Source organism: Nitrobacter vulgaris (assembly GCF_002028545.1).
GTDB lineage: Bacteria > Pseudomonadota > Alphaproteobacteria > Rhizobiales > Xanthobacteraceae > Nitrobacter > Nitrobacter vulgaris.
On sequence record NZ_MWPQ01000051.1, the window covers coordinates 71669 to 94443 of the forward strand.

Consider the following 22775-nt stretch of genomic DNA (forward strand, 5'->3'; position numbering starts at 1 on the left):
CTGAGAGGCCAGCATCTCTCTCCAGGGATGCCATTGAAGGCGCTTTATTCCTTGCAACCGTGACTGGCAGCCGGAGGCGAACCGGTGCACCCCGCTCTCAACGGGGGACGCGACTTAAAGCAACGACGGATCGGGCTTTTTTGGTCTCTACCGGCTTTCCACCGCCGGCGCGGGCTACTGAAAAGACTTGTCCTTCATTGCCAGGTGTGCGGGCGGGATCATCCCAACCAATCCACGGCAGCACAGTTGATCTGAGCTCAAGGCGTTGTCGCGTCTCCATCGTGCGACGACGCCAGAACGTTCAGGCCGACGTCATTTTGAACGAGTCCGTCGCTGGACCGTTTGGAGGGTGCTATGACCGAACGCATTCGGGAATTCCTGCGCGACCGTCGCAGCAAAGGAGACGATACCGAGCCCTGCCTCGTGGTCGATCTCGACATCGTGCGCGACAACTACCAGACCTTCGCGAAGGCGTTGCCGGACTCGCGCGTGTTCTACGCCGTGAAGGCAAACCCTGCACCCGAGGTGTTGAGCCTGCTTGCCTCGCTCGGGTCGTGCTTCGACACCGCGACCGTCGCCGAAATCGAAATGGCGCTTGCTGCCGGCGCGACGCCGGATCGTATCTCCTTCGGCAACACCATCAAGAAGGAGCGCGATATCGCGCGCGCCTATGCGCTCGGCATTCGTTTGTTCGCGGTGGATTGCAATGCGGAGGTCGAGAAGATCGCCCGCGCCGCTCCGGGGGCGAAGGTGTTCTGCCGTATCCTCTATGATTGTGCGGGTGCCGAGTGGCCGCTGTCGCGCAAGTTCGGCTGCGATCCGGAGATGGCGGTCGAGGTGCTTGATCTCGCTAAACGCCTAAGTCTCGAACCGGTCGGCATTTCGTTCCATGTCGGTTCGCAGCAGCGCAAGGTGAAAGCTTGGGATCGTGCTCTGACGATGGCCTCGCAAGTGTTCCGCGACTGCGGCGAACGTGGCATCAACCTGACCATGGTCAACATGGGCGGGGGCTTCCCGACGAGGTACCTGAAGGAAGTTCCGCCGGTCGTGCAGTACGGCCGATCGATTTTCCGCGCACTGCGCAAGCACTTCGGCAATCAGATCCCTGAGACCATCATCGAGCCGGGCCGCGGCATGGTCGGCAACGCCGGCGTGATCGAGGCTGAGGTTGTTCTGATCTCAAAGAAGAGCGTCGGTGACGAGAACCGCTGGGTCTATCTCGACATCGGTAAGTTCGGCGGCCTCGCGGAGACCATGGACGAATCGATCCGCTACGCAATCAGGACGCCGCATGATGGCGCCGAGATGACACCATGCGTGCTGGCAGGCCCGACCTGCGACTCCGCCGACGTGCTCTACGAGAAGCAGCCGTATCCATTGCCCGTGACGCTCGAGATCGGCGACAAGCTGCTGATCGAAGGCACCGGCGCTTATACGTCGACCTACTCTTCGGTGGCCTTCAACGGCTTTCCGCCGCTGAAGACCTATCACATCTGAGCGCAAGCTCTTCCTCTCCGTTCGCGGAGAGCTGAAAGAGAAACCGGAAGCCGGTCCACCGGCTTCCCCCCATCACAATGATTGCTGACAAACTCCGCGCGGCTATTCGAGTCGCCAGAGTGGGGATGACGCGCCATGAATGCTGTTCTCAAGAAAATCGTCGCCCACAGCGAAATTTCTTCCTTCGCGATCCGCGCGGAGCGCCCTTCCGACGTCGCCGCGCGCGAAACATTGCTCGACGCAAGCTTCGGCGACGGCCGCCATGCGCGGACCTGCCAGCGTCTGCGTGACGGACGGAAACCGGCCGAGGACCTCGCTTTAGCGGCGGTTAATAACGGCAAGCTGATTGGAACCGTGCGGCTGTGGCACGTCAGCGCCGAGGGTGTCGCCGCGCTGGCGCTCGGTCCTCTCGCGGTCGCTGCGTCCCATCGCAAGCTTGGCGTGGGAGCCGCATTGATGGAGCGCGCGCTCGAGCTTGCGCAGGCGCACGGCCATGGCGCCGTAATCCTGCTTGGCGATGCGCCGTATTACGCGCGCTTCGGTTTCTCGGCATTCAAAACTGGCAACCTTCTCCTGCCCGGCCCGTTCGAGCGCGACCGGCTGCTCGCTGTCGAACTGCGCAAGGCTGCGCTTGAAGGCGCTTCTGGCCTGATCGTACCGACAGGCGCTCGGGTTTCGAAAATGCGGCGAGCTCACGCCCGGGAAATTGCGCGGCCGATGCCGTGCGCGGCATGAACACATCACGACGGACGATGCTCGTTTCAAGAGCGGGCGCGTGTAAGCAACGCTCGCGCCGAGGACGGAATTCGACAAACGCCGTGCTCTCGCCGAGGGATATAATGCCCTGGTCCAGCCGGAGTATTGACTTCCACGTGGATCACCCTACGTTGGCATGATCATGTCGAACGTTTGCAATAATCGTTTGTTGCTGCGCGCTGGTCACCTTCACGCAGGAAGGTGACCCGGGCGGACGTGTGCCGTCCGGGATTATTCAAGTTCGACCGCATTCCCACCTGACCATTGTTTCTTAGGCACATCGAGCGATGCCTTGCATCGCATGTTGTGCCGTCGTCGTCGGTGATCGTCTAATCAACAGACGATCATTCACTACGACCAACTCGCGGTGAAAGACATGCTCGACAATCTGCAGATACGCCTCCCCGCCATCGCCATTAGCACACACGATATCGACCGCTTGCGGCACCTTGCCGAAGCTGCGATGGAGAAACATCCCACGACGGCAGAATTTCTCGCCCGGGAAATCGACCGCGCCGAAATCATTCCCGCCGATCGCTCCGTCATCGACGACATCAGCGGCCTGAGGCGCAAGGTCAATCTCGTGACGATGCAATCCGAAGTGACGTTCGTCGACGACATCAGCGGCGAAAAGCGTAAAGTCGTTCTTGTTTATCCGGAAGACGCCGACGTCGATGCCGGCAAGATCTCGATTCTCACACCTGTCGGCGCGGCCCTTATCGGCCTGTCTACGGGACAGAGCATCGAATTTCAAACCCCCTCCGGCGGATGGCGTTCGCTGACCGTGATCGCTGTCTGGTCGCACTGGCCAATGGCGGACCGTAAATAGCAGTCATGCGCCTGTCTCCACCCTGTTAGGGGCAGGCGCACGACGTTATCAAAATCAGGCCCGGTGACCATGCGCAGTCGTCAGCAGCGTGTTATTTCCGGCTTTGATGGCACTAAAACCGGAATCCAGCTTCCGATCGCCGCGTTGTCCAGTTCGCTTCAAAACGCTATAGACTTGGCGCATGACGGGCGGCCACCATAATGACCATTCCCATCGTGCTTGTCATGGTCATGGCGGGCATACTCATGGTGACCATGGTCAGATCGCAAATTTCGGTCGTGCCTTCGCGATCGGAATCGGTCTGAATGCGGCCTTCGTCCTGATTGAGGCCGGCTACGGCTTCGTTGCAAACTCCACCGCGCTGCTCGCCGATGCGGGACACAATCTATCCGACGTGCTTGGATTGCTGGTGGCGTGGATCGCAGCCGTACTATCGCAGCGCCCGCCGACGCCGCGTCTGACCTATGGCCTTCGCAAAACATCGATCCTGGCGGCGCTCGCGAATGCGATCCTTTTGCTGATCGCATGCGGAGCGATCCTGCTCGAGGCGATCCAGCGCCTGATCCATCCCGAGCCGATTGAGAGCCTGACCGTGATCGTTGTCGCCGCCACCGGAATCATCATCAACGGCATCACCGCGTGGCTGTTCGCATCGGGCCGCAACACCGATCTCAATATTCGGGGCGCCTATCTGCATATGATGGCGGATGCCGCCGTTTCGTTCGGCGTGGTTCTGGCTGCCACCGCGATCATGGCGACGGGATGGCTTTGGCTCGATCCGGCGATGAGTCTCGTCATCGTCGCGGTCATCGTCGCGGGCACATGGAGCCTTCTGCGCGAAAGTACCGCGATGACACTGGCCGCCGTACCTTCGGGCATCGATCCGGCCGCGGTGCGCGCCTTCCTCACCGGACATTCCGGCGTTGCCTCGATTCACGACCTTCATATCTGGGCGATGAGTACCACCGAAACAGCGCTGACCGCTCACCTTGTCATGCCGGCTGGAAACCCAGGCGATGCCTTCTTGATCGAGACCTGCCATGAGTTGCAGCATCGATTTGGAATCGGCCATGCCACGCTGCAAATCGAAACATCCGTCGACGTCGAATGCGCGCTCGCGCCCGACCATGTCGTATGATTATGACATCTATAATCATATGACCGCGGCATGACATCGCGGAACCGTGCGCGGGGCCTTGATTTCATCGGCGTTTTATCGTTTTCAGGGATGCTCAGCGGCCGCTTTTGCGGGCGCGCAATTTCCCGACAATCTGGAGATATATGATGTCGTCCAATGCTTCGTCCGTGCATGCACGCATCACCGGGCCGATCGTCATGATCGGATTCGGTTCGATCGGAAAAGGCACTCTGCCGCTGATCGAGAAGCATTTCGAGTTCGACAAGTCGCGATTCGTCATCGTCGATCCGCATGCGGACGATACGCTGGCAAAAAAACACGGCGTCAGATTCATCAGGCAGGCCATTACCCGCGACAACTATCATGATGTTCTGGTTCCCCTGCTGACGGAAGGCGGCGGTCAGGGCTTCTGCGTCAATCTGTCGGTCGATACCGGCTCAGTCGATCTCATGACCATGTGTCGCGAGATCGGATCACTCTACATCGACACCGTGGTCGAGCCGTGGCTCGGATTCTATTTCGACAAGAGCGCTGGCCCCGAAAAGCGCTCCAACTACGCGCTGCGCGAAACGTTGCTCGCCGCCAAGCGCAAGAGCGAAGGCGGCACCACCGCGGTTTCCACCTGCGGCGCCAACCCCGGCATGGTGTCGTGGTTCGTCAAACAGGCGCTGCTCGACATCGCGCGCGATACGAACACAGCGTTCAACGAACCGAAGAGCCGCGAAGGCTGGGGCCAGCTCGCGCACAAGCTCGGCGTCAAGGGCATTCACATCGCCGAGCGCGACACCCAGCGTTCGAAGACGCCGAGGCCGATGAATGTGTTCGTCAATACCTGGTCGGTGGAGGGATTCGTCTCCGAAGGAATGCAACCCGCCGAACTTGGCTGGGGCACACATGAAAAGTGGATGCCCGAAAACGGCCGCAAGCACGACACTGGATGTCAGGCCGCGATCTATCTGCTGCAACCCGGCGCCAACACGCGCGTACGTTCATGGTGCCCAACGCCGGAAGCACAGTATGGTTTTCTGGTCACGCACAACGAGGCGATCTCGATCGCCGACTACTTCACGGTGCGCGACGGCCAGAAGGTGATCTATCGCCCGACCTGCCACTATGCCTATCACCCGGCGAACGACGCGGTGCTGTCGTTGCACGAGATGTTCGGTGCGGAAGGCAAGATGCAGCCGAAGTGGCACATCCTCGATGAAACGGAGATCGTTGACGGCATAGACGAGCTTGGCGTGCTGGTGTACGGCCACAGCAAGAACGCCTATTGGTTCGGCTCGCAACTCTCGATCGAAGAAACCCGCCGCGTTGCGCCTTATCAGAACGCCACCGGCATGCAGGTCTCATCCGCGGTGCTGGCCGGCATGGTTTGGGCGCTGGAAAATCCGGAAGCCGGCATCGTCGAGGCCGACGAGATGGACTTCCGCCGCTGCCTCGAAATCCAGCGTCCCTATCTCGGTCCTGTAAAGGGCTATTACACCGACTGGACACCGCTGACCGATCGCCCCGGACTCTTTCCGGAGGACATCGATACAGCGGATCCATGGCAGTTCAGAAACGTTCTGGTTCGGTAATCCGTGCGAGATACGGGAGAACAAACAGCCCATGCGCAGGCAGGAGAGGTTTCGTCCGGCCTGCGGCTCTTAATGTCCGTTAATCGGTGGAGCGACCTTCTCTGCCGGCGCGGGAGGCAGCGCCGGTTGAGGGTTTGCATGCCCCGCCTCATCAGAATCGGGCCGTGCAGGTTCAGGCGCGGGCGTCGTCGGACGGGTACCGCCCGGCTTTGATTCGGCCGGACCATTCTCTTTACCGGCGGGCACAGGCTGGGTTTGCGGTGGCGACGTCTGCGCGATCACTCTCTCTCCCTGCGCGAACGACAGGGAGATACCGGACACCATCAAACCGATAGCGGCGATGAGCACGGTCGTCAGACCAGCTTTCGCATCGTTGTCTTTTTTCGTATCGCCGTTGCGTTTGCTCGCCATCATGAGGCTCCCCACCGCTATGGTCAGAGACCAACAACTCGTCGCGCGCAAAGTTCCCTTTCGAAACCAACCTTAGAGCCGGCCTCAACAAATCTATCGCGTAAAGCGTTTTCGAGCGAAGTGGATTACCGGTTCGCGCCAAGACAACGCGTCACAGTAGAATAGCCCCGCTTCTGATCCTATCAGAAGCGGGAAGGTTCTTAGAGATCGACCAGCCCCGCGTCGCCGTTCTGCAGGGCAAAGGCCAGCATCGAGCCCTTCGCATTCCATGCCAGCGCCGTGACAGCTGCATCACCGTCGTGGCGGACGACAACCTTGGCGCCGTTTGTGATCCGCACCATCAAGATGATGCCGTTCTCGTATCCGGCGGCGAGAAAGTCTTGGGTCGGATGGCAAGCGACCGCAGTGACGCGGGTCTGCAACGGAGCCAGCATAACCGGCTCCTTGTCCATCGGTCCGTCTTTGCTGGCAAAGGGCCAAACCACCACCCGGTCCGCGCCAGATGTCGCCAGAAATTTTCCAGCCATGGCCCATGACATGGATTTGACGCGGCTGGGATAGCCAGTCATTTGCATATGCTGCGCATCGGCCAGCCGCCAACCATGCAGCGCCGGCTCGTGCATGGTGGTGACGATAAACCTGCCGTCGGGACTGAAGGTGACGCCGAGATGCGAGCCGGCCCATTCCAGCCGCTCTGGCGCAGCCGTCATGTTCGGAAACCACAGTGACACGCCGTTGTAGTGCGCAAGCGCGAGTCGTAAGCCCTTCGGCGCGAACGCAAGTCCTCCAACACTCGAAGGTGCTTCGATCGACTTTTCCTCACCCTTAAGGCCGCGCAAGAAAGCGGTCTTGCCAGCGGACCATGCAAGCGCGCCATCGTGGTGGACCGCGACGTTGTCGATCCAGCGGCGCTTTGCGTCGGTCACGAGAACCGAACTCTCGCCATTCATGTCGAGTGCGACAACCTTGCCGTCGTCGCCACCCGTGACGATCCGTTTACCATCCGAAACCGACGACAGGATCGCGCCGCCATGAACGGTCACCGCGACCTTCTCGCCGTCGCCGGAGACGAGCGTGATTGTTTCCTCGTCGCCGACGAACGCGGCGCGATCACCGATGAAGTAGAGGGCTGCCACCGGTGAACCGATGGTGACGGGACGCACGCGCTCGCCAATTGAGGCCATCGCGTGCTGCTGCTGAGCGGTGTCTTTCATCACGCGGCGATGCAGTTCTGAAAGCCTTCACGGATCAAGGCTTCCGGCAATTCGCGGCCAATGAAGACGAGACGACTCTCCCGCTTCTCGTCAGGCTTCCATGCACGCTGGCGGCTGCCCTCCAGCATCATGTGGACGCCCTGGAAGACGTAGCGATCGTCGTCACCGCTAAACGCCATAATACCTTTCGACCGCAGAATCTTTTGTCCCTCCGCCGCCAGGAGCTCCTGCAGCCAAGGCATGAACTTGTCCTGCTCGAGCGGCTTGTCCGAACGCAGAGACAGCGACTGCATCTCCTCGTCGTGATAATGCTTCGAACCGTGGCCATGATCGTGATCGTGATGATCGTGACCATGATGGTCGTGGTCGTGATGGTCATGATCGTGGTGGTGATGATGGTCGTGACCGTCATTCTCGAGGAAATCCGGCTCGAGCTCGAGGATCCGGTCGAGATCGAACGCACCGCGTTCCAGAACATCCGACAACGCCACCTGGCAGCGCTCGGTACGATGCAGCTTGGCGTAGGGATTGATGCCGCGAATCCGCGCTTCCACCTCGGCCAGCTCCGGTGCCGACACCAGATCGGTCTTGTTCAAAACGATGACGTCGGCGAAGGCGATCTGGTTTTTTGCCTCGGGCGCATCCTTCAGCCGCTCGCTCAGCCACTTGGCGTCGGCCACCGTCACCACGGCATCAAGGCGCGCATTGTTCTGCACGTCTTCGTCAACGAAGAAAGTCTGCGCTACCGGCGCAGGATCGGCAAGACCCGTAGTCTCGACGATGATGGCGTCAAACTTGCCCTTGCGTTTCATCAGGCCTTCGAGAATACGCACCAGGTCGCCGCGCACCGTGCAGCAGACGCAGCCATTGTTCATTTCGAACACTTCCTCGTCGGCGCCGATAATCAGATCGTTGTCGATGCCGATTTCGCCGAATTCGTTGACGATCACGGCGTATTTCTTGCCGTGATTTTCAGACAGGATACGGTTCAAAAGCGTGGTTTTGCCGGCGCCGAGATAGCCTGTCAGCACGGTTACGGGAATTTTTGTCGAGGCGGAGGCGTTTATGTCAGACATCAATGAACTCGGGGCTGTTCCGCTCACCTTGCGGAGGGAGGTGGGGTTGAATAGCACGCGCAGCACTCGGCGACCACACGAGCCGCTTCGCGATCCTTCCTGGGGAAGGCAAGCCCGCGACTATTCCGCCAGCGCGCTCATCAACGCCTTTATATTATGCCGGACCATGGCAATGTAAGTGGGGGCGTCGCCCTTTTCATCGCTCAAACTGTCAGAATAGAGCGTCCCTCCGACCCGTGCCCCGGCCTCAGTGGCGATTTGGCTGATCAGCCGCGGATCGCTGAGATTTTCCAGAAACACGGCCGGGATTTTAGCGGTCCTGATCTGCGTGACCGTGGCGGCGATATCGCGCGCGCTCGCCTCACTGTCGGTCGATACGCCCTGCGGAGCGATGAAAGCGATGCCATAGGCCGCCTCGAAATAGGTGAAGGCATTGTGGGCCGAGATCACTTTGCGACGCTCTGGCGGAATCCGGGCCACTGCCTCGCGAACCTCCTGATCCAGCGCATCCAATTTCGCGAGATAGTCGGCGGCGTTGTCCCGATAGACCGCTTCGCCCGCGGGGTCGGCCGCAATCAGTGCATCTCGAATATTAACGACGTATATTTTGGCATTGGCAACGGACTGCCATGCATGAGGATCTGCCGAACCCTCACCGTGCACCGTTTGACCGGCATCGGCCGCGCGAAGTGGGACACCTGTGGTCGCAAATACGATCGCCGCGTTGCCGCCAGAGGCCTGCACCAGCCGCGGCAGCCAGCCTTCGAGGCCGAGGCCGTTGACAATGACCAGTCTCGCGGCCGCGACCTTTTTGGCGTCTGCCGGCGTCGGGGTAAACACATGCACGTCGCCGCTCGTCCCGACCAGGGTTGTGACACCGGTCCGCGCGCCTCCAACAGCCCGCGCGAAATCGCCGAGAATCGAAAAACTCGCAACCACCGCAATCCGGTCATCGCTGTGGAGGTCATCGCTGCGGTCTTGGGCGCGGACGGGCGCGAGCGCTGCCAACACGATCGCGATCACCCATATTCCGAGACGAGACCGCGCCATGACGTCCACCATCACGCTTCGAGATGGGGCGCGGGAAAAAGCTGTCGCAGAATCCCGCCGACGCGTCCGAACAGCACAGACACGACATAAAACGCCGACGCCACCAGGATGATTGCCGGTCCCGAAGGCACCTTGCTGTGAAACGACAGCACCAGTCCGGCATAACCGGACAGCAGTGCGCTAACGACAGCGATCATCATCATGCCGGTGATGTCGCGCGACCAGAACCGGGCGATGCCCGCCGGCAAAATCATCAACCCGACTGCCAGCAGGGTGCCCATGGCATGGAAGCCGTTGACGAGGTTAACGACGACCAATCCGAGAAACGCCAGGTGCGCCGGCGCACCGGCGCGGCTCACCGTACGCAGAAACACGGGATCGACGCATTCGATCACCAGCGGGCGGTAGATCACCGCGAGCACCACAAGTGTCACGGTGGCATTAATCGCGATCACCATGAGCGTCTGGTTGTCCATCGCAAGGATATTGCCAAAGAGCACATGAAGCAGATCGATGTTGGTGCCTTTGACCGACACGATGGTGACACCCAACGCCAGCGACGCGAGATAGAAGGTTGCCAGCGACGAATCCTCTTTCAATTCGGTGACGCGCGATACCACCCCCGCCAGAATCGCCACTGCGAACCCAGCAATTAATCCGCCGACGGTCATCGCGAACAAATTGAGGCCCGACAGCAGGAAACCGATGGCCGCTCCCGGCAGGATCGCGTGCGCCATCGCATCGCCGACAAGACTCATCCCCCTCAACATCAGGAACACGCCGATTGGCGCCGCTCCTAGCGCAAGCGCGATCGCCGCCGCCAGCGCACGGCGCATGAATTCGAAATCAGCGAAGGGAGCGACCAGCGCGTCGTAGATCATGATGCCTCAAGCTGCGCGCGGCGGAACGTGCGCTGCGCAGGCAGCAGCGCCATCATCGAAAGCTTCACACATCTGCCGGGCCAGCGACAGGTTGTCGGCCGTCAACGCCTGCGCCGTCGGTCCCCATGCCACCGCGCCGCGCGCAAGCAGCAGGGTCTCCGGAAAATTCGCGTGCACCAGATCCATGTCGTGCAGCGCCGCGACCACCGTGCGCTTCTCCTCATGCCAACGCCGCACCAGAGCGAGCAAATCGGCCGAAGTCTTGGCGTCAATGGCATTGAAGGGCTCGTCCAAGACGATCACGCCGGCATCTTGCAACAGCACCCGAGCGAACAGCATGCGCTGCATCTGCCCACCCGACAGCGTGCCGATGGGGCGATTTTCAAATCCGTTCAGGCCGACAACCGCAAGAGCTTCAACGATCCGCCGACGTTCGCGCCTGCCGAGTCCGCCGAACGCGCCGGTGGTTCGCCACAACCCAGAACCGGTGAAATCGAACACCGAAATCGGAAAGCTGCGATCGATCTCAGCGCTTTGTGGCAAATAGGCAATGTCGCGGACGTCGAGGTCGCCGAAGGCGATCGATCCCGCCAGCGGCTTCAGGATGCCGACGATGCCGCGAAACAGCGTGGATTTACCCGCGCCGTTTGGACCGACCACCGCCAGCAGCGCGCCGGCCGCGATCTCACCGCTCAGATGATGCACGGCCGGATGCCGCTCATACCCCAGCGTGACGTCACGAAATTGCAGTTGCGCTACCATCTCACGGTTGTCAGCAGTACGGCCGCCCAAAGTCCGACGCTGACCGCAAGCGCCGTTCCCAGCCGAGCAACCAGCGCCATCCGCAGGATCGACCATGGCACTGCCTGGGCCGGATGCGGCGAGGATGGTCCATGGGCGTGCCCCTTTGGGTGTCCATGCTCGTGAGCTTGACCATGGACGTGAGTGTGAGGAGGAAGCACCTGATACGCTTTCCGGCCCCGGACGAGACCAGGGAGCCAAATTGAGAGGTCCATAACCGTTATATTATAACATCACGGTTGGCCAGCAGGCAAGCCGGCGGCTTCGCGAACGGGGCGTCCAGCAGTCGTCGCCCTATGTCAGGTGGACGGAGCAGCGCGAGGCCGGCAAACAGGCCGAGCGACCAATCCCGAGCACGTAGATGGCTGGCCAGCCGATCTCGCCGTGTTCGTACAACAGCGGTATCGAGCGATGATGCAAGAAGGTGACGCAGCAGACCCGCTGCGATCCCACCTGAAACATTGATGAGAAATGTAACGAACGGGCATACCAACAAAAAAAGGCGGCACTGCCATGCCGCCTTTCATGAGATTCTCCGCCTATAGATCAGACGGCCTTGGAGAACAGTTCGTCGACGTAATCCCAATTCACGAGATGATCGAGGAACGCCTTGAGATAATCCGGACGGCGATTGCGGTAGTCGATGTAATAAGAGTGCTCCCAAACGTCGCAGCCAAGAATGGGAGTCGCGTTGTGAATCAGCGGATTCTCGGCGTTCGGCGTCTTGGACACTCCGAGCTTGCCATTCTTGACTTGCAGCCAAGCCCATCCCGAACCGAACTGTCCGGCGCCAGCCGCGGCGAAGTCAGCCTTGAATTTGTCCAGACTGCCAAAATCCTCGACGATTTTCTTCTCTAGACGACCGGGCAGTTTATTGCCACCGCCATTGGGCTTCATCCAGTTCCAGAAATGCAGGTGGTTATAGTGCTGACCGGCGTTGTTGAAGACGCCCACGGCTGCACTCTTGCCGTATGAGCTTTTCACGATCTCCTCGAGCGATTTGCCCTCGAATTCGGTCCCCTTGATGGCGTTATTTCCGTTGGTCACATATGCCTGATGGTGCTTATCATGATGATATTCCAAGGTTTCTTTGGACATATGAGGCGCAAGCGCGTCATAGGAATACGGCAGGTTCGGAAGCGTAAAGGTCATGGGTTATTTGTCCGAATTGGTGGGAGATTGAAATTGAGACCAGAGAAAACCCCTGATCAGGAGTTTCCTTCGCCAGTACGACAATAGCCGTTACATACCATAACTTGAGAGTGGTCAACGCTGGGTATGCCGGTCTTGCAGGCCGCATATTCACGAGACGCGCAGCTCGCTGTCACTACGTCCTTTGCCTTCTCCAGGACCGGCCATAGCTCGCTGCACATATAACGTTGCATCACTCGTTTTTTTTGTTATGCACCCCAAGGGACTCTGGAGGTGGTTGTCATGCTCGTGCGATCCGGCTTTGCCATTGCGATTCTTGCCGCTATGTTATCTGTCGCCGGCGCACAGACACCGGCCGACCCCACCGGCATCTGGTTAACACAGGCGGGTGATGCCAAGGTTCGTGTCAGCAAATGCCGCAGCGGAATTTGCGGCGTCATTGTCTGGCTACGCAACCCGATCGATCCCGCGACCGGAAGACCTGCCGTCGACGACAAAAATCGCAACCCCGCGCTGTCCAAGCGACCGATGATCGGACTGCCGCTGTTCCATGGCATGTCGCAAACCGAATCTAACAAATGGTCAGGCACGATCTACAATGCCGATGACGGCAACTCCTATGCCAGCAACGTCTCTGTCGCGGGTCCCGGCGCGCTGCGCGTGGAAGGCTGCGTCGGCGCGTTGTGCAGCGGAGAGGTCTGGACGCGCTCTCACCGCTGAAGAACAAACGACCGACCTACCCTCGCCTTCAAAGCCTCGCAGCGCGCAGCCGCAGCGCGTTGCCGACGACGCTCACTGACGACAGCGCCATGGCAGCGGCGGCCACGATCGGGGACAACAGCAAGCCAAAAAGCGGATAGAGAACCCCGGCTGCGATCGGAATGCCTGCCGCATTGTAGATGAAGGCGAAGAACAGGTTCTGCCGAATATTGCGCATTGTCGTCTCAGAGAGACGGCGGGCGCGAGCGATACCCATGAGATCGCCCCCGAGCAGCGTCACGCCGGCGCTTTCCATTGCAATGTCCGTCCCGGTGCCCATGGCGATGCCGACATCGGCGGTAGCAAGCGCCGGCGCATCGTTGATGCCGTCGCCGGCCATCGCCACGACACGCCCCTCATCCCGAAGTCTTGCGACGACCGCGCTCTTCTGTTCGGGAAGAACATCCGCCTCGACATCGGCGATGCCAAGCTGCCTGGCGATCGCATGGGCGGTGGTGCGATTATCGCCGGTCAGCATGATGACCTTAATGCCGTCTTCTGCCAGCGCTTTCAGAGCCGCGCGCGCTGACGCTTTCACAGGATCGGCAATCGCGAGCAGACCCGCCAGCTTGCCCTCACATGCGATATTGATGACGGTGGCGCCGTCGGCGCGCAGATCTTCGGCCAATGCTGCCATGCCGTGAACGGCAACATTCCGGGATTCGAGAAACGCGGCTGAGCCGATCAGCACAGTTTTTCCCGCGATCTTTCCAGTCACGCCCTTTCCGGCCGGCGCGTCAAACTCCTGCACGTCGTTCAGCACCAGATTGCGGTGCTTCGCCGCAGCTACGATGGCGTCCGCCAGCGGATGCTCGCTGGATCGCTCGACGCTTGCAGCAAGACGCAGCAGATCGTCTTTCTCGACACCTTCCGCTACCTCGATGGCGACGACCTTGGGCTTGCCCTCGGTTAAGGTGCCGGTCTTGTCGACCACCAGCGTGTCGACCTTCTCCATGCGCTCGAGCGCTTCGGCGTTCTTGATCAGGACGCCGGCCTGCGCGCCGCGTCCCACGCCCACCATGATCGACATTGGCGTGGCGAGCCCGAGTGCACATGGACAGGCGATGATCAGCACGCTCACCGCAGCAACCAGACCGAACGCCAGACGCGGCTCGGGGCCAACGACGGCCCAGACCGCGAACGCGACCGCGGCCGCAGCGATGACGGCGGGCACGAACCAGCCGGCCACCCGATCGGCCAAACGCTGGATCGGAGCGCGGGACCGCTGCGCCTGCGCTACCATCTGTACGATCCGCGACAACAGCGTGTCGCGCCCGACCTTCTCGGTCCGCATGACGAAGCTGCCAGACCGGTTGATGGTGCCAGCGATCACCCGTGCGCCCGCTTCCCTGGCAACCGGCATGGATTCACCGGTCACCATAGATTCATCGAGCGACGAGCGACCCTCGACGATAACACCGTCCACCGGCACCTTTTCTCCGGGGCGAACCCGAAGCCGGTCACCGACGGCTACGTCGTCAAGCGCCACGTCGTGATCCGCGCCTAGCTCATCAATGCGGCGCGCGGTCTTCGGTGCAAGATCGAGCAGCGCCTTGATGGCTCCCGACGTTGCCTCGCGCGCGCGCAACTCAAGCACCTGCCCGAGTAGCACCAGAACCGTGATGACCGCCGCCGCCTCGAAATAGACCGCGACCGCGCCGTCATGCCCGCGAAAGGCCTGCGGGAATATCGCGGGCGCGAAGGTGGCGGCAAGGCTATAGACATAGGCGACGCCAGTGCCCATCGCGATCAGCGTGAACATGTTGAGATTGCGCGTCGTCAGCGATTGCCAGCCACGCAAGAAGAACGGCCAGCCGGCCCAGATCACCACCGGCGTCGCGAACGCGAGCTGAATCCAGTTCGATAATGTTTGCCCGATCCAGCCATGCGCTCCGGCAATATGCGCACCCATGTCCAACGCGATCACAGGCAACGCGAGGATCAACCCGATCCAGAACCGGCGCAACATATCCGCGAGTTCAGGATTAGGCGCGTCGTCCAGGGACACAAGTTCAGGCTCCAGCGCCATGCCGCAGATAGGACAGGCGCCGGGACCAACCTGGCGGACTTCCGGGTGCATTGGGCAGGTGTAGATGGTGCCTTCCGGCACATCCGCCGGCGGCGCCTTGGACTTGTCGAGATACGACTGCGGCGCCGCGGCGAATTTGGTTCGGCAGCCGGCAGAGCAGAAATGATAGGTCGAGCCATGATGGTCGAAGCGATGTTTGCTGGTCTGCGGATCGACCGTCATGCCACAGACCGGATCCAGAACTTTTACGTCGGCCGCATGGGCGGCCTGACCATGGTGTTGCTCGTGATGATGTGCGTGCGCATCATGGGCATGTGCCGTCGCAGCTTCCCCACCGCAGCAACTCGCCTCACTCGATGCGGCGGGGGATGATGCGGTCGGCTTCTCCGCACCGCAGCCGCAGTCATTTCCATCCTGGGACTTTGCTTGCCCTGCTGTGTTCATCCGGATCTCCGAAGTCCCCTTGCAGTCTATACCCCATAGGGGTATATATCCGTCATGCGCGACAATATCAAGATATCCTGCCGAAAGCGCCTCAGCCGGATCGAGGGCCAGGTACGCGGCCTATCCCGAATGGTGGACGAAGACCGCTATTGTATCGACATCGTGACGCAGATATCCGCCGTGCGCGCCGCGCTCCGGCGCGTCGAGGAGGAAGTGCTGAAGGATCATGTGGCGCATTGCGTTGAGCACGCGATCACAAGCGGCAACAAGGCCGATCAGCGGCGCAAGATCTCCGAGTTGATGGCCGTCATCGAGCGGACGAACCGATAGTTGAAGAGATGCTGCCGGCGTCCACCCGATGCGCGAGATCGGATGCGCCAGATCAGATCGATGCGGTATCTGAATCTTCTCGAAGTCGCCCTGCCCAATACGTTCTATGTTGCAGCGGCTGTGAGGAGTTGAAGCCAGCTTCGTCAAACTTCTCGGCGGAGCATTTCGGCGCGACCGCCGAAGCGAGGGCAATCGTGCAAACCTCACCGCCCTCCGCCAGGATGAACTGGAGGCAGCCGTTCTTGACGGGCTCTAGCATGAACTGATGGACCCGGCCCGCCACATCAAGCGGCCGCATGTCGAACGCAACGCTTCGATTGAAACTTTCGCACCGAAGTGGTCAAGATTCGACAGGAGATTGACGGTGATCTCCCGAATCCGAAAAGCGATCCGTCAAAAAATTTTCGCTACTGATTTCCCAGCAGAAAATCACGATCTTCTTTTGAACATCGTTTCGGACACTATCGACAACGATCGAGTGAATCATCGACAGATCAAGCACAGAAAATCGACGTACGATAGTTTGAACGGCACTCCGCAGACAGACAAGAAAAAGACCGTTAGCACCAGTATCACAAGGCACCTGTATTAGCACTGCAACTATCGCTGACAGTTCGACACTGTCTCATATCGTTTGTTGCGATGATGTTTGGTCCACGCGGAGACTGTCGACTTCACGCGCACCTCATGTTCCAGCCGAAAGAACCCCGAGACGTGCGGCGAAGGCTTTGCTGACAGAAGCATGGATCGCTTTGGGAAACCGGGGCGGCAATTCATCCGCTAACCGCTCCAGCGTCTCGCCTGCGGTGGCAGCGATTTCGTTGATCACGGTTTGAACGGTCGTCTTCGAAAATCGCGCCTTCCGTCCGGTCTCGAAGAAGTGTCGGCCTTGAATTCCATCAATCCTGTAGTGGTTCTTCGCTCCCACGGCCATGGCGAGCTTCATCTGCTTGCGTTCGATCTGGCGGGCGTCGAGACTCGGCTGGGCGGACAGAGCGTCGTAAAGCGGCGTCAGGCGGAAAGTGCCGCCTGGTCCGAGGAAGATGCTGAAGTTCTTGGCGTGTCCGTCGGTGGCCCCGATAAGCCAGAACAGGATCTGGGCCTTGAGGACGGTCTTGCGATCCTCGTCGGGCGTGTCGCTGCCCTTGAGGAGGTCGAGAACCTGCACGAGGCCGGGCCCGCCGTCGCTCTGATACTTCCTGCTCGGGGGCACCGACAGCGCCTGACAGCAATCTTCCTGCGGCAAACGCAGTAGGCGCCCGTCCCGAGTCCAACGCCGGTCGAAGCGTTCAATGACCAGCGCTCTCGTCCTCCCGAACGTCTCGATGGTGGCGTTGTTGACCGGAAGCCCAAAGACTGCGAGCAGCCTCAGGCAAAAAAACTCGTTCTCGACGCTGTTCGACAGATCGATGCCGTTGATCTGGGGCTTCAGGATATGGGTCGTGGGTGTCGTCCCGAGAGGCCTGCGCCAACGCTTGCCGTCCCACAACAGCGCGGTCTTTTCCTGCGCGCCGGCAACGGAAATCCGGAAATCGTCGTCTTTGCTGAGGCCAAGGGGAGCCTGCTCAAGGTTCCGCAGCAGCTTTTCGATTGCCGCGTCATCGATGGGCTCTCCTTCGATTCCACTGCTGCGCTCATCGACTCCATCGGCAACAAACTGGAGAGCACCGATGCAATCCCGTCCGATGGCTACGAGCAGGCTATAGGCGTCGGCCCCTTCGGCGCCGACTCTTTCTGCGACACGTCGGCGCAGCAGTTCGGAGTCGGGGAGCAGGTTCTCGAAGACCGCAATGACCGGAGCACCGCGCCAGGAGTCCTCCCGTAACGGCAGTGAAAGCGAGACCGGGATGGCATTCTCCCAACCGAGCCAGCTTTCATCATATTGAAAGCTGACCGCGCCGCCCGGATCTTTGAGAAGATGACCGACCAGGCGGTTGTTGAGATAGACGTGCAGCGGTGCGTGCTGCCGACGGCGCGCCATCAGAAAATATCCTCGATGGCGGCGGCCCTGCCCTTCGATCGTGGTCCTATCTGGACTTCGAGGTCGAGCGCGGCGAGCACGGCAAGGATCGTATCCAGCCTGGTGGCGGGATTGCCGCTTTCGATTAACGAGACTGTCTCCTGACGGAGACCCGCCCTCTCGCCGAGCTGCGTCTGGCTCCATCTCCGCTGCTTGCGTGCGCGGCGGATGAAGTTACCGACCTGCTTTGGACTGCGCGCCAAGTCTGCCATAGCTCAACTATGGCCTAATTCCGATAATTCTTCAATATCGTAATTAGTTCATAGATTCAAATTATGCGTCAAATCCGATAAATAAGTTTTACATGAACCAGCGCATAAAATAAGACCTCGCCTTGAGAGGCGTTCTACTTGGCGCCGCATTAGATCGTACCTGTCCACGGTGCCGTCCACTTCACTTTCCGGAATGTTGTGGGCACGGCTGCCATGCCGATTGGTAAGGGGACGACGCGGAGGAGATCTCAAGGGAGGTCGTTAAGGCCGTGATAATTTCCGACCCAAAAGCAAAAGTTCTTTGCTCCGCTTTTAAATCGCCGTCTCAGGCCCACACAACTTACCGTGCTAATAACGTAACCTAAACTTCGACAGTGCTTCGGCTCGATAATGCACATGACCGCAAAGTGTTCATGAGCGGCAGCACCGCCATGATGACGCTCCGCGCCGTGCCGATCACTTCCTCCAAGCCGCGAACTTGCTAAGCTCACGCAACCACAATACCGAGCTCGCGACCACCGTACAGATCAACCAGTCGGCCAGACCCAGAGCTGTCGTCGAGAACGCCTCCTGAAGAAACGGCACATAGACGACAGCGATGTGGAGGATCAGGGAAAACACGACGGCCGCCGATAGCCAATTATTCCTGAACAGTCCAACAAATGCGCTCTGCTCATCGGAGCGGGCATTGAACACATTGAATAGCTGAAACATCGTCAACGTGGTGAACGCCATGGTCTGCGCATAGACGACCGATCCCTTGCCTTCGATCAGGCCGCCGGGAAGCGAAGCGTCGAGCACGAAGAGCGTTCCGGCTGCCATCACGGTGCCGATAAAAAAGATGCCTCTCCACATCCGGCGGGTGATCACGCCTTCGCCTCGAGGACGCGGCAGACGAGTCATGGTTCGAGTGTCGATCGGTTCGACCCCAAGGGCAAGCGCAGGACCGCCATCCGTCACCAGATTGATCCACAGGATCTGCGTGGCCATCAGGGGAAGGATGAGCGTGCCATCTTCCCTTCCGGGCGCTGAAAGACCGATCACGCCAGCGAGCAGCACGCCAAGGAACATCGTCATGACTTCGCCGATGTTCGACGACAGCAGATAGCGCAAAAATCTTCGGATATTGGCGAAGATTGCCCGTCCCTCCTCCACTGCGGCCACAATCGTCGCGAAATTGTCGTCGGCGAGCACCATGTCGGCTGCTTCCTTGGAGACATCGGTGCCGGTGATCCCCATGGCGATACCGATATCCGCCCTCTTCAGGGCCGGTGCGTCGTTGACGCCGTCGCCTGTCATTGCCACCATCATTCCGCTCCGCTGAAGCGCCTCGACGATGCGTAGCTTGTGCTCCGGATTGACCCGGGCGTAGACTGAAGTCTCCGCGACCGCCCGGTCGAGCGCGTCGTCACTCATTGCCTTCAACTCGGTGCCAGCAAGGATGCGGCCATCGGACGCGATGCCAAGTTCGGCAGCGATCACGGCGGCGGTCTTCGGATGATCGCCGGTGATCATGATCAGGCGAATACCCGCCTTTTTCGCCTTGGCGATGGCTTTTCTCGCTTCCTCGCGCGGCGGGTCCATCATTCCGATCAACCCCAGGAAGACGAGATCCTGCTCCACGCTTTCGTCAAAGCCATCTCGGCCCTCCGGGTCGGGTGGCAGTGAGCGGAATGCCACTCCTAGCGTCCGAAGTGCGTCCGCAGCCAGCGCTCCATTGCTCATCAGGATTTCAGCCCGGCGCGCATCGGTCAGCGGCCTCGCCTCCTTGCCCACAAGCTCGTGCGAACAGCGGGTAAGCAAAACGTCGGGCGCGCCCTTCGTCAGGGCGATAAGCCGCTCGCGCTTCTTGGCATCGGCGTGAATCGTGCTCATGAGCTTACGCTCCGACGAGAACGGGACCTCGGCTATGCGGGGAAAACGCTTATCCAGCGCCTCTGCCGTCAGCCCCGCCTTGCGCGCCGCGACAATCAGCGCGCCCTCGGTCGGATCGCCATGAACGGTCCATCGGCCATCGTTCTCCTGGAGAACTGCGTTGTTGGCCCTGTCGGCCGCACGCAGCGCGCGGTTCAACTCGTACTGAAGGGCATCGTCATTCGACGGCTGATACTGCAGGTCCCCCTCGGGGACGTAGCCGGTGCCGTTCAAATTGGTGCATCCACTGGCCGTAACGATTCGGCGGACGGTCATCTCGTTCTTCGTCAGCGTTCCGGTTTTATCGGAAGCAATGACATTCGCCGAACCCAGAGCCTCGACCGCGGCGAGCTTACGAACGATGGCGTTTCGCTTGGCCATCCGCTGCACACCGAGTGCCAGCACGGCCGTCACGATGGCTGGCAAGCCTTCCGGGATCGCTGCCACGGCAAGCGCAACGCCGAAGATCAAGGCATCGAACACGTCTGACAGATCGCGAATCTCGCTGATGAGCAGGATGATCCCGATCATCGCCACCGCAATGACTATGACGATCATCGCCAGCAGCTTGCCGACGCGATCAAGCTCCTTCTGAAGGGGGGTCGTCTCTTCCGGGGCTCTTTCGAGCAGACCTGCGATGCGGCCTATCTGGGTCTGTATGCCGGTGGCTGTGATCACGGCGCGACCGTGCCCATAAACGACGGTCGTTCCGCTGAAGACCATGTTGTGCCAGTCACCTAATTCCGCCTCGGTGGTGACGGGCAGCGTATCCTTCGAGACTGGCAGGCTTTCTCCCGTCAGCGCCCCCTCCTGGAGCTGCAGCGCGGTTGATTGAACAAGCCGCGCATCAGCGGGGATCGTGTTGCCTTCCTCGATGAGAATGATGTCGCCGGGAACCAACTCTGCTGCCGCGATCTTCTGCGGCACGCCTTCTCGGATGACATTGGCTCGTGTCGCCGCCATCTGGCGCAGCGCGGCCATGGCCTTCTGGGCTCGAGCTTCCTGGGCATAACCCAGCACCGCATTGATAAAAACGATGGCGAAGATCGCAATGGCTTCATAAGGCAGTGCGGAACGAGATTCATAGAACCAAAGGCCGGAGGAGATCACCGCCGCGACAATCAGAAGGGCCACGAGGATGTTGGCAAACTGGTCGAGGAACTTCAGCCAGGCCGCCCTTGGCGCTTCCGCTTGCAGTTCATTGCGGCCATAGCGCGCGAGGCGTCGCCTTATCTCGTCGTCGCTCAACCCGAACTGCACCGTCGTGCCGAGCGTTTTGAATACCTCATCCGCTGAGAGGCGATGCGGATCTCTTGGTTGCTGCCACTGCTGCTGCAAGAAAACCCCGCTCAGAATTTGTTCGAAATCTTCCTATCAGAACCCTGCAGCAAAGATCGATGTCCCTCAACGAGGCCGCACGCTATTTTCGCCTGATATGGTGACGTGGCGTCAAGGTGCGCTTGCGTGACACCTCGTCAACGCGAGAAGAAAACCGGAACAGGCGGTTTTAACAGCAGACTCCTGGTTGCACCTCCAAGTACGACCTCGCGCCATCTGGACTGCCCATAAGCCCCCATGACAAGCAGGTCGATCCCACGGGAAAGTACGTATGCTTCAAGGACCTCGCCGATCGGCCTGCCTTCGGCGTCGACCTCATCCAAAACGACATCGATACCGTGATGGGCAAGATTTTTTGCCAGTTCTTCGGGGGAATGTTTGGAATCAAAAGATTTTTCGTTCGTGACGATAACAACGCGGACCTTCTTCGCCTTGTCAAAAAGGGGAAGCGCATCCGAAACCGCACGCGTCGCGGTGCGGCTGAAATCCCAAGCCACGCCGACGGTATCGAGCTGGAACGGGCGTGATCGCGGGACAGTGGGCAGGATCAGCGTCGGCCTGCCCGATTCGAAGATAATCTCCTCCGCGCACCACAGATCATATGATTCCGGTACCGGCATGATCGTGAGATCGCGAAGCCGCGCATAGTAGACCAGCAGCGTCGGCGTCCGATGCGTTGCGCATTTCTCGAAAATGGTCTCATGCGTAACGCCGGATTTTGCAGCCGCCGCTTCAAACGCGGCAAGCAGATCTTTGGCGTTCTTTCGGCTCTTTGCCGTTTCATGGGCCGCGATCCCGGGTATGTCGATGATCGCCTTGGCAAGGAAGTTGCCCGGCACTTCCACGTGTACTTCGCAAGAAATCGCCGCCAAATGAGCACGGAGAGCGGCGGCTATCGAAACTGCATCGTTCACTATCGAGACGGGCGTTGGTTCCGGATAGCTCGTCAGCGTCAGAAGAACATCCTTGAAGGCCATGAATCCCTCCCTTCTGGAGGTTTTTAACCTAGCCTCTAGGGAACTCCGTGTTTTGATCCATCGCAATGGATCGCGCCTGGATACCTGCGGCTACTCCGTGTAGTCGAATGAATCCCGAGGCATTTCTTGCGACAACGCCTTACGGAAGAAACCAGTCAGTCAACCATCCAGCTGCGAAATTGTAGTGCCTTGGGAGCCATGAGCTTCGACGCGCACTGGACGGATCGACTTATATCCTTGTCTTCCAGACGCCAAATCGGTGTTGGGCGCTCCTTGCACGAGTCAGGTCATATCCCTCGTAGTTGATGCTCGAACATTCGTCTCAGGTCGATCGAAAGTCAGGCTTGGATGAAGGTCTTGTTTGAGG

The 22775-nt window shown here is 59.9% G+C and carries 20 protein-coding genes; 7 read left to right on the plus strand and 13 right to left on the minus strand.

The window, feature by feature from the left end; translation table 11 throughout:
• The first annotated feature begins 354 nt into the window (after positions 1 to 354).
• The 5 genes from B2M20_RS14540 (at position 355) to B2M20_RS14560 (ending at position 5800) form a co-directional block, all read left to right on the plus strand.
• The gene (locus B2M20_RS14540) at positions 355 to 1497 is read left to right on the plus strand and encodes a type III PLP-dependent enzyme (RefSeq protein ID WP_079447762.1); all 1143 of its coding nucleotides are present in this window, start codon (positions 355 to 357) and stop codon (positions 1495 to 1497) included.
• 135 nt (positions 1498 to 1632) lie between these two features.
• A complete protein-coding gene (locus tag B2M20_RS14545) occupies positions 1633 to 2232 on the plus strand; it encodes a GNAT family N-acetyltransferase (RefSeq protein WP_079447763.1) in 600 nt (199 codons plus the stop codon).
• Positions 2233 to 2629: 397 nt separating this feature from the next.
• Positions 2630 to 3082: a nucleoside diphosphate kinase regulator gene (gene rnk, locus B2M20_RS14550; protein WP_079447764.1), complete on the plus strand. Its 453-nt coding sequence runs from the start codon at positions 2630 to 2632 to the stop codon at positions 3080 to 3082.
• 181 nt (positions 3083 to 3263) lie between these two features.
• The gene (locus B2M20_RS14555; RefSeq protein ID WP_079447765.1) at positions 3264 to 4220 is read left to right on the plus strand and encodes a cation diffusion facilitator family transporter; all 957 of its coding nucleotides are present in this window, start codon (positions 3264 to 3266) and stop codon (positions 4218 to 4220) included.
• A gap of 143 nt (positions 4221 to 4363) precedes the next feature.
• The gene (locus B2M20_RS14560; RefSeq protein WP_173816025.1) at positions 4364 to 5800 is read left to right on the plus strand and encodes a homospermidine synthase; all 1437 of its coding nucleotides are present in this window, start codon (positions 4364 to 4366) and stop codon (positions 5798 to 5800) included.
• Positions 5801 to 5869: 69 nt separating this feature from the next.
• On the opposite strand, the gene B2M20_RS19800 is transcribed toward B2M20_RS14560, so the two are convergent.
• The 8 genes from B2M20_RS19800 to B2M20_RS14600 all read right to left on the minus strand — a co-directional run bounded on the left by B2M20_RS19800 (position 5870) and on the right by B2M20_RS14600 (position 12385).
• Positions 5870 to 6211 (minus strand): single stranded DNA-binding domain-containing protein, encoded by a 342-nt coding sequence (locus tag B2M20_RS19800; protein ID WP_079447834.1) that lies wholly within the window; start codon positions 6209 to 6211, stop codon positions 5870 to 5872.
• Between the two features lie 200 nt (positions 6212 to 6411).
• Positions 6412 to 7425 carry a WD40 repeat domain-containing protein gene (locus B2M20_RS14570; protein ID WP_079447766.1) on the minus strand — a complete coding sequence of 338 codons (1014 nt, stop codon included), beginning with the start codon at positions 7423 to 7425 and terminating at the stop codon, positions 6412 to 6414.
• Complete coding sequence (locus B2M20_RS14575; protein ID WP_079447835.1) at positions 7425 to 8501, minus strand: CobW family GTP-binding protein; 1077 nt, start codon at positions 8499 to 8501, stop codon at positions 7425 to 7427. The genes B2M20_RS14570 and B2M20_RS14575 overlap by 1 nt, the downstream gene beginning before the upstream one ends.
• A 120-nt stretch (positions 8502 to 8621) precedes the next feature.
• The gene (locus B2M20_RS14580; protein WP_244553528.1) at positions 8622 to 9551 is read right to left on the minus strand and encodes a metal ABC transporter solute-binding protein, Zn/Mn family; all 930 of its coding nucleotides are present in this window, start codon (positions 9549 to 9551) and stop codon (positions 8622 to 8624) included.
• A gap of 11 nt (positions 9552 to 9562) precedes the next feature.
• Positions 9563 to 10432: a metal ABC transporter permease gene (locus tag B2M20_RS14585; RefSeq protein WP_079447768.1), complete on the minus strand. Its 870-nt coding sequence runs from the start codon at positions 10430 to 10432 to the stop codon at positions 9563 to 9565.
• A gap of 6 nt (positions 10433 to 10438) precedes the next feature.
• Complete coding sequence (locus tag B2M20_RS14590) at positions 10439 to 11194, minus strand: metal ABC transporter ATP-binding protein (RefSeq protein WP_079447769.1); 756 nt, start codon at positions 11192 to 11194, stop codon at positions 10439 to 10441.
• On the minus strand, positions 11188 to 11394 hold the full coding sequence (locus B2M20_RS14595) for a hypothetical protein (RefSeq protein ID WP_079447836.1): 207 nt from the start codon (positions 11392 to 11394) through the stop codon (positions 11188 to 11190). The genes B2M20_RS14590 and B2M20_RS14595 overlap by 7 nt, the downstream gene beginning before the upstream one ends.
• 385 nt (positions 11395 to 11779) lie before the next feature.
• Positions 11780 to 12385: a superoxide dismutase gene (locus tag B2M20_RS14600; protein ID WP_079447770.1), complete on the minus strand. Its 606-nt coding sequence runs from the start codon at positions 12383 to 12385 to the stop codon at positions 11780 to 11782.
• Positions 12386 to 12667: 282 nt separating this feature from the next.
• On the opposite strand from B2M20_RS14600, the gene B2M20_RS14605 reads away from it, so the two are divergent.
• Positions 12668 to 13105 carry a DUF2147 domain-containing protein gene (locus tag B2M20_RS14605; RefSeq protein WP_079447771.1) on the plus strand — a complete coding sequence of 146 codons (438 nt, stop codon included), beginning with the start codon at positions 12668 to 12670 and terminating at the stop codon, positions 13103 to 13105.
• Between the two features lie 28 nt (positions 13106 to 13133).
• On the opposite strand, the gene B2M20_RS14610 is transcribed toward B2M20_RS14605, so the two are convergent.
• A complete protein-coding gene (locus B2M20_RS14610) occupies positions 13134 to 15617 on the minus strand; it encodes a heavy metal translocating P-type ATPase (protein ID WP_079447772.1) in 2484 nt (827 codons plus the stop codon).
• Between the two features lie 54 nt (positions 15618 to 15671).
• Here B2M20_RS14610 and B2M20_RS14615 point away from each other — a divergent pair, with 54 nt between their 5' ends.
• Positions 15672 to 15947, plus strand: a complete 276-nt coding sequence (locus B2M20_RS14615) for a metal-sensitive transcriptional regulator (protein WP_079447773.1) — start codon at positions 15672 to 15674, stop codon at positions 15945 to 15947.
• Between the two features lie 685 nt (positions 15948 to 16632).
• Here the strand turns inward: B2M20_RS14615 and B2M20_RS14625 are convergent.
• The 4 genes from B2M20_RS14625 to B2M20_RS14640 all read right to left on the minus strand — a co-directional run bounded on the left by B2M20_RS14625 (position 16633) and on the right by B2M20_RS14640 (position 22408).
• On the minus strand, positions 16633 to 17928 hold the full coding sequence (locus B2M20_RS14625) for a type II toxin-antitoxin system HipA family toxin (RefSeq protein ID WP_079447775.1): 1296 nt from the start codon (positions 17926 to 17928) through the stop codon (positions 16633 to 16635).
• A complete protein-coding gene (locus B2M20_RS14630; RefSeq protein WP_079447776.1) occupies positions 17928 to 18179 on the minus strand; it encodes a helix-turn-helix transcriptional regulator in 252 nt (83 codons plus the stop codon). Before B2M20_RS14630 ends, B2M20_RS14625 begins: the two co-directional genes overlap by 1 nt.
• Positions 18180 to 18635: 456 nt before the next feature.
• Positions 18636 to 21431 (minus strand): cation-translocating P-type ATPase, encoded by a 2796-nt coding sequence (locus tag B2M20_RS14635; RefSeq protein ID WP_079447777.1) that lies wholly within the window; start codon positions 21429 to 21431, stop codon positions 18636 to 18638.
• Between the two features lie 137 nt (positions 21432 to 21568).
• Entirely contained in the window at positions 21569 to 22408 is an 840-nt protein-coding gene (locus B2M20_RS14640; RefSeq protein WP_079447778.1) for a universal stress protein, read from the minus strand.
• Between the last annotated feature and the right edge of the window lie 367 nt (positions 22409 to 22775).